General features: G+C 39.3%; 9 protein-coding genes and 1 pseudogene. 6 read left to right on the top strand and 4 right to left on the bottom strand.

The window, feature by feature from the left end:
• Window positions 1–245: 245 nt before the first annotated feature.
• Window positions 246–2153: a beta-ketoacyl synthase gene (locus tag CWB66_RS16150; RefSeq protein ID WP_138586150.1), complete on the bottom strand. Its 1908-nt coding sequence runs from the start codon at window positions 2151–2153 to the stop codon at window positions 246–248.
• Between the two features lie 126 nt (window positions 2154–2279).
• Here CWB66_RS16150 and CWB66_RS16145 point away from each other — a divergent pair, with 126 nt between their 5' ends.
• The 4 genes from CWB66_RS16145 to CWB66_RS16130 all read left to right on the top strand — a co-directional run bounded on the left by CWB66_RS16145 (window position 2280) and on the right by CWB66_RS16130 (window position 4823).
• The gene (locus CWB66_RS16145) at window positions 2280–3290 is read left to right on the top strand and encodes a GlxA family transcriptional regulator (protein ID WP_138586149.1); all 1011 of its coding nucleotides are present in this window, start codon (window positions 2280–2282) and stop codon (window positions 3288–3290) included.
• Window positions 3291–3344: 54 nt separating this feature from the next.
• Entirely contained in the window at window positions 3345–3731 is a 387-nt protein-coding gene (locus CWB66_RS16140) for a hypothetical protein (protein ID WP_138586148.1), read from the top strand.
• A 231-nt stretch (window positions 3732–3962) separates the two neighbouring features.
• On the top strand, window positions 3963–4172 hold the full coding sequence (locus CWB66_RS16135; RefSeq protein WP_138586147.1) for a hypothetical protein: 210 nt from the start codon (window positions 3963–3965) through the stop codon (window positions 4170–4172).
• 114 nt (window positions 4173–4286) lie between these two features.
• Entirely contained in the window at window positions 4287–4823 is a 537-nt protein-coding gene (locus CWB66_RS16130) for a hypothetical protein (protein WP_138586146.1), read from the top strand.
• A gap of 126 nt (window positions 4824–4949) precedes the next feature.
• On the opposite strand, the gene CWB66_RS16125 is transcribed toward CWB66_RS16130, so the two are convergent.
• From CWB66_RS16125 to CWB66_RS16115, 3 genes are read right to left on the bottom strand one after another with little or no spacing between them, the layout of a single operon-like run.
• Complete coding sequence (locus CWB66_RS16125; RefSeq protein ID WP_138586145.1) at window positions 4950–5462, bottom strand: MgtC/SapB family protein; 513 nt, start codon at window positions 5460–5462, stop codon at window positions 4950–4952.
• An 8-nt stretch (window positions 5463–5470) separates the two neighbouring features.
• Window positions 5471–6583 (bottom strand): GNAT family N-acetyltransferase/peptidase C39 family protein, encoded by a 1113-nt coding sequence (locus CWB66_RS16120; protein WP_138586144.1) that lies wholly within the window; start codon window positions 6581–6583, stop codon window positions 5471–5473.
• Window positions 6584–6587: 4 nt separating this feature from the next.
• Window positions 6588–7982, bottom strand: a complete 1395-nt coding sequence (locus tag CWB66_RS16115; RefSeq protein ID WP_138586143.1) for a RimK family ATP-grasp domain-containing protein — start codon at window positions 7980–7982, stop codon at window positions 6588–6590.
• A 335-nt stretch (window positions 7983–8317) separates the two neighbouring features.
• On the opposite strand from CWB66_RS16115, the pseudogene CWB66_RS16105 reads away from it, so the two are divergent.
• Together CWB66_RS16105 and CWB66_RS16100 are read left to right on the top strand one after the other, a co-directional pair.
• A pseudogene (locus tag CWB66_RS16105) lies at window positions 8318–9022 on the top strand (IS982 family transposase); the annotation flags it as partial.
• Between the two features lie 51 nt (window positions 9023–9073).
• On the top strand, window positions 9074–9281 hold a 208-nt coding region (locus tag CWB66_RS16100), incomplete at its 3' end, for a transposase (protein WP_171037522.1).

Raw genomic sequence — 9281 nt, 5'->3', positions numbered from 1 at the left:
GGTTAAGATATTTACTAATATATTGAATCATAATGATATTTAAATTTATTTTTCTCTAGCCAGAGATTTTCAGTGAAAACAAGGCGAATTTACGCGTCAATAGCGGGCCTATTGCAATTAAATTCAACGCAGTTAGCGCTGAAAATAGCTGCTCGAGATAGATTTATTATCCAGAGTTCAGGTTACGTATATTTAAAGCATTAAAAAAGGCGCTTAAAAAGCGCCTTGCTAACAAGTATGTGTGCTTAAAACATATCTTGATAGGAGTTTGTTGTACTAAACGTAATTGCTTTTTCAAAGCCTGGTAACTGAATACTTTGCTCGTCTATTACAATGTCGTTGTCGTCAATAAGTCCATCGCCAAAGCGATAAATAAGTTTGTACTGGCCTAAATCTGCTTGCGTTTGATACGTTTTCTGCGAAGCTCTAACCACACTATTTTTCTGAGTGTAACTAGTCATAACGTCATCGCCATGGCGCTTAGCGAGCATTTTCATTGTTACTTTTGGAGAAAGTACGGTCGCTGTTGCATTGTTACCGCCAAAGCCTTTTGAATTTATAAAAGCAATATCCATATCAGCGCATTCGTAATGGCTATTACGAATATCAAGATGATCGCTATAAACGTCGTCTGCTACTTTATCTATTGTGGTAATACCTGGCATAATATTGTGGCTAAATACACCCAAAGCAATCGCTAACTGATCGCCACTTGCAGGGGCAATAGTATGGCCAACGTATGCTTTTGGTGCTGTCACTTTCCAATTATCAATAGCGAACGTTTGTGCCACTTTATGATATATAAGTGACTCTGTTACACGATTTTGCGGAGTACTCGAACCATGCGCTAAAATAAAGCTACGTTCTTGCAGCGCTCCTTTGCCTAAAAGGCTCGTTGCTAAAGCAGCCGATTTTGCCATTGTTATATAGTTACCAGGCCCAGGTGATGTAATCGACTTTTTAACACCATCTGCATTTACAAACACATCAGGTACGCAGCCCATAATATCAGCGCCCAACTCAAGGGCTAACGCATCATCCATTAAAATTGCAACTTGTGCGCCTTCACCTAATGTAAAGCCGCAGTTATCACCAAATGGTCGGCTACTATTACGGTAATCTGGTTCTTCATCATTTGATAAGTTATCTAAACGACGCAGCCCTTCAACATTTGCAAGTGCACTCATATTACCAAAGCCTTCAACCACTTCGGGTGTAATAGCACACTCAACGCTTGCAACAACTGCAACCCGCGTACGTCCTGCTTGTATGTCGTTAACCGCCGCACGTAAGTTATATAAAAACGTTGCACATGCACCCGAGGTCGAAAACGTAGTACCTACATTGCCTGTAACATAGGCATTAATAAAATCAGTCGACATTGTATTTAAACCCAGTGCCAGCTGTTTAGTGCTAACACGGTCGCCTTGTTGGCGCGCTTTTACTAACCCGCCTAGGCCTTTGTCGTCCATTTGGCCAATTACCGATGCTGAATAAGTACCAATTTTATCTGGCTCGACGCTATTCATAATATGCTGCCAATCAAGCCCTGTTGATTTAATCGCATCAGTAGCTGCAAAAATAGTCGCCTGCAAACCACGAGGCTGGTAGCGGCTGTTATACATAACAGACGGATCAAACCCAGTCGGAAATTGCCCAGCAGATTTAATTGGATTATCACGCGTTGAGTTATGCTTAACATCTAAATCGACTGCAATAGTTACTTTTACTTTTTTGCCTTCAAGTTCTTCAACTTGCCAGCTAGCAGGAACCGGCGTTGGTAAATCGCGAGCGCGCGTTTCAAACACAATTGCGTTTTCACTTGATGCGGTCAGTGTCATTTTTTGCTGCCACGGCGTGGCATCTGCGTCAAAATGTTCTTTTTCAATTTTACGAATAAGCGTACCAGCAATAATTTGCTCACCAAAGCGTGCTTCTATGTCGCTTTGCTCAACATTATTACCTTGTGTATCTTGTAATTGGCCGTTTACAACGCTTACTAGATTCATCAGTGTGGCGAGGCCTAAAAATGTTTCACTGCGGACTTGAGCGTTTAAACTATCTAACACGATACGGCGATAACCTTGATGAAAAGAAGTACGGCCAGCGGCGTTAATGCCACCCATGCCTACTATAACGGGTAATGCTGTCATAATTTACCTTTAAAAAACGTGTTATAAGGAGAAGAGGCAGTTTAAATGGATTATGTACCACACATTGTGCTTTAATAGCCAAATATTCAGCACAAAAGGCCAAAGAGTACTGGTCGGAGCATTTATATGACTGATAAATACACTAATCCACCTATAAATATTGCTATCGCGGTTTATCCGCATTTATTAGTGACTAGTTTAACGCTACCTATAGAAATGCTAAGAGCCGGCGAGGCCTTTGCTAAAGGCCATCTTGATAAGCAAAGTTTTAGACCGCTTGCTATAAATTTAGTGGCTAAAAATGCAGAATCTATAGCTACTCGCGCAGGCCTTGCAATAAATCCTGATTGCATAACAACCAACGCGCCCTACAGCGATTTAATTATAGTGCCGGGTATTTGGCGAAACCCACGCCCAGTAGTGCGTACAAATCAACACGTAGTTGATTGGCTAAGCGAAAGCTTTAGTGCAGGCAGTCATATAATTGGTGTAGGTACTGGCAACTGCTTATTAGCAGAGGCTGGCTTACTTGATGGGCACCCTGCTACCACCCATTGGCATTACGCCAAACAATTTAGCCATGACTACCCGCAGGTACGTTTAAAGCCCGACTTTTTTATAACCCAGTCAGAGCGGATGTATACAGTAGCGAGTCTTAATGCGCTTGCAGATGTGATCGTGCATATTATTAGCCAGTACTACACAAAAGCCGCCGCGCAGCATGTAGAACGTAATTTTTCACACGAAATACGCAAACCCTACGAAGATCAACGCTACTTAGAAGGTGCAGTTGACCGCCACCCCGATGAGCTAATTGCGCAAATTCAATTTTGGCTAAAAACTAATTTAGCCACCGAGCTAAACTTGCAAGAAGTCGCTGCCCAATTTAGCTTGAGCTACCGTACTTTTACCCGCCGTTTTAGAGCCGCCACTAATCAAAGCCCTATTGAGTATTGGCAACAATTACGCGTAGAAGGTGCGAAGGAGTTATTAGCATCATCAAATTTATCAATTCAAGAAGTGGCTTTAGAAGTGGGATATAACGACCAAGGGCATTTAACACGCGTGTTTAAAAAAGTATTAAGCCAAACACCCAGTGGCTACAGAAAAGTAGTTAGGAGAAAGTTATTTGGCTAATATTTAAAAAATGTAAAATCAATATAATAGACCCCTCTAAAAATAGGTGCACATATGTATATAACTAACTTACTCACATTTTTTTCTACTTGTGCGGCAGCCACTTCTGCCTATTTTTCTTATAAAGCTATCAAGGCAAGTAAAAAGAATATTTTCCTTAAAGATAAAAATAAATTAGCCATTACCATTAATGATTTATATTATTCTTTTGGGAGAGAGTTTTATAACTTTAAAATATCAGAGTATAAAGATGAGCGACGTATAATATCTGAATCTAAATTTTATGTTTCTTCTAACTTATATGATAACTTTTTAAAAGTTTTGAATGCGCTGGACGATTTTGAAGCTATTGAAATGACCAGAGAACAAAGGGATGCTGAAGCAGTAAGATTAAAAAATATGATTAGAGATATTAGCTGTAGATTCAGATTAGACGAATAATAGCTTAAAAGAACACTTAAGCTACCAGTTTTTATGGTAACTCTAAAGCTGAGTCAGTATTCAAAGCTAAATCATGATACTTAAAGTCATTAGGTGAGGTAAAGAGTAAAGCCAAATTTTTTCTGGCTCTACTTAACAATAAAGGCCTAGTTACAGAGCATTATTGTATCGTTTGACTTAATATATTTATCTGTGCTAATTTCATGCAACTAAATAATAAGGATATATTTAATGAAAACATGTGAACCACTAAATGGATTACAGCTTGACGTTGTGAGTGAAAAAACTATAGAGATAATAAATAGTAAAAAAGAAATTAGTGATATTCTAGCCGCATTTATTACTCTAGGGTTTTTTCGAGTATATTCACAAAAAGCAAACCACCACAAGCAGGTTTCAATATTACACAAACTGATTGGTCTCTTTACGCGAAAGCAATGAAGTCCCCCCCCGTAATAACGAACAGAATGATACAGAGCCATGCTGACGATATGGTTATTCATTACCATATGCACAATAACCCTAAGCTATTAAAGTTTTGGCTAGGAGTTTCCAGTGGCTGTAAATAATAAATTAGTCTTTTTGTTACCAATTTTAATAGCTGTATATTCTAACCAATGTTTAGGATCAGAAAGTCCAGTTTTGGAGATGCTAGACAAAGATGTATTAAATAAAATAACTCTTTTAACTGATTCTGTATCTAAATGTAACGATATTGCAGAATCTTCTGAATTAGAGCTAGATTTGAATAAATTCAGAACACTCAATGTATCAAAAGAAACATTCCTAAAATCTTTGTTTTATTTAAGGATGCGTAATCGAGATATGTGCGATAGTCAGGAACGCGGTACCCTTATTTTTGCGATTGGTCAACTTGACTTCACTCGTGCTGAACTCGGTTTAAAGGCCTCTAAATACGGAAATAGTAGCGGACAACTTTTATACGAACCAAAAAAATTCTTACAATACAAAATTGACTATATGAATCTCACTGAAGATGTACGTTTCGAGTTTGAAAGGCAAGTAGGGACACAACCTTTTGTTTATACGACTATTTTACAAAATTTAAATCTTAATATTTTTGATAAGTAATAGAGTATATACGCACGAGATGTAGAGAGATAACAGTGTGTCACTACACTGATAGGGTTCATATTTGAGCTTTTAAACAAAAAAAAATATGTACTTATTTCAATAACACTGAAAAAAACGCCACTTTTAGTGGCGTTCTGTGTCGTTAAACTCTTTTCGATAATAGCGTTTTTGATAGTTTTTTACTTTAGTGTGTACGCCTTTGCTTAGGCTTTTAAATTTAGCTTCGAGTACATCTACACCGTATAAAATACCGACCACCAGCACCGAGAGTTTTATTGCAGCGCCAAGGTTTTCGGTCGCTATCATAACGCCTATTGATGCAAGCACCCAGATGGTTGCAGCCGATGTAACGCCAACTACCGCACCATCTTTTGCGAGCATAACGCCTGCCCCTAAAAAGCCAATACCTGTAATTATTTGCCCAACTACACGAGAATGATCTATTACATCCCCTTGTAAATTAAACGCAGTGGATAAAAACAAATACGTACCCAAGGTTATTAACGCAGAGGTACGAATACCTACAGGTTTGCCGCGCAACTGGCGCTCTATACCAATAATGGCACCGCAAAAAGCCGCAGTACCAATAGCTGCCCACGAATACGGGGCTACATCAATTAAATCTAAAAAATTCACTGTTAACCTTATATTTTATTAGCTATAGCTACCGCCGTTCTTAAACGTTGGCTACCAAACGCTGACATTTTACTAAAATCACTTCGTGCAATAGGTACATATTGGCAATCTATTGCGAGTTGTTTGTAGTTACCAGGCTCACAAAATGGGTCGTGAACATACACACAGTGCTCATCAAGGTGCGTAACACATACCCAGTGTGGCGATTTTTTACCATCAAAACTATATGTACTAATTAATAACAGCACACTAAAGCCTTTACTTAACCACTGCTCAATATGCTCAAGCTCTACATCTTTATACGTAAGCGGTATATTTGCTTGCGCTATACCATCTACAAATTGTTGATGCACTGTGGCAAGTACCACTTTTTTGTTTTCGTTGCGTACGCCATCTAAAAACAAAGGCTCTGTGGTATTAACCATTACCTCGCTTTTAAAACCACGCTTATTAGCGGCAAGTGCCAAACCAAATGGATGGCAACCACCATGACCCGATGTCATAAAAATGGTGGTACCTTCACGCCAAAGTTCTAACTCATGTGATTGAGTAAGCTCAGTAGTCGGATCAAGTGCCCCCATTGCCATTAATAGAGCAGCAGGCCCACAAGTAAACTCGGTAGTTTGCTGATACCACGGCGTTAAACGCGCCACTTTTAACTCACTTGTTTGTCGAATGTTTTTTTGCATTCGTAGTGCGTCACTGTGGTCGTCGTAATAATCGCTGTATTGGCCAAACACTCTGTAACCTAAGCTTTTATAAAGCCCAATTGCACTTTCGTTATTTACAGCCACTTCTAAGCGCAGATAAATGCGCCCACGCTCACACGTTTCTTTTTCAAGGCTAGTAAGCAGTGCTTTTGCAATGCCCTTACCTTGTATTGTGGGTAGTACAGCAAGCGAATATAAACGCGCTAAACGTGTGCCTTTATGGCACCACACTAGCCCGTAACCACATAGTTGCTCGCCATTTTCTGCAACGAGCAAAATACCGTGTTTTGCACTAAGCCAGCGCTTTAAACTGCGCGGGCTTAATTTATCGTTATTAAAGCAGGCGTTTTCAACGTCAATCAATGCGTTTAAATCGCTGCCAAGCGCCTTTCGAATAACAAGGTTGCTCATGTTATTACCCACAGCCTCGCGCTTCTAAGCGTTGTTTAAACTCGTCCATAATGATCATGTATAGCTCGTCGCCTAAATAGCCGTCTTCTATCTTGTGATCAATACTTGGGTTGTCGTTTACTTCAAGCACGTATGCTTTGCCTTGGTGCTCTTTAACATCAACGCCATATAAACCCCTACCTACCGTTTTACACGCTTTTAATGCGGCATCTAACACCGCTTTTGGTAACTCAAAGGTTGGTAATGTTTCAAAGCCACCAGAGAAAAACCGTTTAGCGTCGTGGTTATAAATTTGCCAATGGTTACGCGCCATTAAATAGCGGCATGCATAAATTGCACGGCCATTTAACACACCCACTCGCCAATCGTATTCGGTATACATGTACTCTTGTGCAAGCACTAATGCGCTGTATTCAAACAGCTCTGTAAGCTTAGCTTCAAGCTCATCACGGTTTGAAACTTTAAACACACCTTTTGAAAAAGACCCTTCAGGCATTTTTAAAACAAGCGGATATGTAAACGCTACTTCTAATTGCTCAAGCGTTTCACTTGATTGATCAGCCACTACAAGCGTTTTTAAACTTGGTACTTTTTGATAATTAAATGCATCGTGTAAATACACTTTATTACAACAACGTAAAATAGACTCAGCATCGTCAATAACCACTAAACCAAGGCTTTGCGCTTTGCTTGCAAGGCGATACGTTGGATGGTCAATCGCTGTAGTTTGGCGAATAAATAACGCATCAAACTGGGCAATGTTATCAATTTCGTCAAAGCTTAATGCTTGTGCATTAATACCATGTTTAGCCGCTGCTTTAATAAAACGTGCAATGGCGTCTTTATCACTCGGTGGTACTTTTTCATTATGATCAACAAGTATTGCCATGTCCCATCTAAAACGACGTTGCACCGCACCAATTCGCCACTGCGTTTTAGTAAAGTTATCTAGCTTGGCTACAAATTCGCTGTACTGTTGCTCGCTTAAAGACGACAAAGACCCTTGTTGCAACAAGCCTTGCTCATCAACAAATAAAATAGGCGCCGGGTATTGTTTAAATACCGACTTTGCCGCTTTTGATTGTAAATCGTTTTGGGCATTACCAAAGTAAAGTGTGCCATCTATTTGGCCCACATTTAACATAGGAGCTAGGCCACTACGAAGTGCATTAATGGTTTTTACACTGGGTAAAACTTGGTGCTTGCGCGCCTCTGCAAGTAATGAACAATAGTAACCTTTGCTCAAATATTGGCTTGAGTCGCACAGATTAATAATGCGTGTTTTTGGCTCATTTTGTTTTGGGTAATCACGTAAATAACAATTAAACGTAATTACATTTTCGAACGATTGAGCAAGCGTTTGCTCGTTGTTATCAACCACAATTAAGGTTTTAAACACGACTTTTCCTAGTTAAGTCAAAATATAAAAAGCATGCTTAGTAAAATACTAAGCATTATAAATAGAAACACCCATCGTACTAAGTGGGCATTGCGCGTATCACTTAATATGATGGGTGCTTTAACAGGTACCTACTGTACGAGTTAGCGCTTAAATTGCTTAAGCGACATGTGCTTTATATGCCTTTTTTTAAAAACGCACAAACGAGATATTTTTAGCGTGAAGATAAAAAATATTGATTAACTAACCTGAATCTCGTTTAAGAAATTGAACTAAATGCCTGTTCCGAGATCCGATCTTTCGACCAAGAACGATTGGATAAACAAGGAACAGGCATGATTAAATTAGTTGAATTGTTTTGCGATGTTGATGATTTTTGCAACGTATTTATACCCCAATGGAAAAAATAATTACTCGAAGATGGCACCCAAAAACGTCAGCGAGCAGGCCGTATGACGACCAGTGAAATTATGACTATTGTTATTAGTTTTCACATGTCACATCATCGTGATTTCAAAAATTACTACCTTGGTTACGTATCACTTATGTACAAAAGTGAATTTCCTAACTTATTCAGTTACACACGATTTTTAGCTGTTATGCCGAGAGTAATTGTGCCAATGTGCGCCTATCTCACTTCACTTAAAGGTAAACCCACAGGCGCTGAATTCATTGACTCTACATCTATTAAGGTGTGCCACAATATTCGTATTCCAAGACACAAAACCTTTGATGGAATAGCCCAGCGAGGAAAAGGAACGATGGGATGGTTTTATGGCTTCAAGCTGCATTTAGTCGTTAATCATCATGGTGAAATTGTTGCTGCGAAAGTGACAACAAGAAATGTACATGATACTCAACCAGTCCGTGAATTAGCGAGCTGCCTGACGGATAAACTATACGGTGACAAAGGATATTTAAGCAAGGCTTTAGAAGCTGATTTGCTCGATAAAGGGGTAAAGATCATTACGACGGTTCGCAAAAATATGAAGGCAAAAGCGATGTCATTATGGGATAGAGCGATGCTTTCAAAACGTTTTCCCCCTGTGTCAGGATAGTTGTCACTTCTAACTTTAATAGAGGCAGATAAAATGAGACGTCGATTTACACAAGAATTTAAAGTTCAAGCTGTTGAAAAAGCATTATCTCAATGTGATGATGTTCGCTTAGAAGATGTTGCGCTTGATTTAGGTATCGGTTATTCAACCTTGCAACGATGGATCGCGCTTGCTAAAAACCATGAACTTGAAACTAAAAATAATGGTAGTCACATGACAACAGAAAAAGGCCCTCATGACT

This window comes from Pseudoalteromonas sp. S558 (genome assembly GCF_005886635.1).
Taxonomy (GTDB): Bacteria; Pseudomonadota; Gammaproteobacteria; order Enterobacterales; family Alteromonadaceae; genus Pseudoalteromonas; species Pseudoalteromonas aliena.
The sequence above is the reverse complement of the archived record's forward strand: the minus strand, read 5'-3'. Positions and strand labels throughout refer to the sequence as shown.